1 protein-coding gene and 1 pseudogene are annotated in these 629 nt (G+C 40.5%); both read left to right on the top strand.

All coding sequences use genetic code 11. The annotated features are described in order from the left end of the window. Positions 1–137 precede the first annotated feature (137 nt). Complete coding sequence (locus tag CBG25_RS20835; protein ID WP_290608977.1) at positions 138–437, top strand: hypothetical protein; 300 nt, start codon at positions 138–140, stop codon at positions 435–437. A gap of 2 nt (positions 438–439) precedes the next feature. Further along, positions 440–629, top strand: a pseudogene (locus CBG25_RS20840) (ATP-binding protein); the annotation flags it as partial.

Raw genomic sequence — 629 nt, forward strand, 5'->3', positions numbered from 1 at the left:
TTTGAATTGACTCAGTTGCTTAAGGAGCAAAGAAAAAGCAATGAGCTTAAGGAGCATAACAAATATGAACATCAACGCGAAGTACTTGGACAACAAAACGTCCCTGTCAGCTGGCAGGATTTTCGAGGAGATTTTACATGAAATTGCCGAGGCTGACAGATGAAAGGAGATGCCAATCAAAAGAAGACGCTATTGCCTATGCAATACAACAGATGGACGCAATCAGTCAAGGAAAAGAACCTTTATCCCCATCGATGAAAGAAAAACGTCAAGCGATGGAAATGTACGATAAAGAAGCAAAAGCGCTAGAAAAATTAATAAGTCAGTCATCGATAAATACTTACCAACCGATAGATACGGCAAACAAAGAATACAATCCTTTTATTGGTCAGGAACTAAGAGATGGACCATTAGGCGGAAAAATAAGGGGTGATTAACAATGGCGACCGCAACATTAATACTGGGTGAGTCAGGGACAGGCAAATCGGCTAGTCTCAGGCATCTAAACCCTGAAGAAACTTTATTAATCCAAACGTTAAAAAAACCGCTCCCGTTTAAATCTACACAATGGCGTAACTGGGACAAAAAGGATGCCACAACGTCAGTATTTGTCAGTGATTGCTGGCAAT

This window comes from Arsenophonus sp. ENCA, from assembly GCF_002287155.1.
GTDB lineage: Bacteria > Pseudomonadota > Gammaproteobacteria > Enterobacterales > Enterobacteriaceae > Arsenophonus > Arsenophonus nilaparvatae.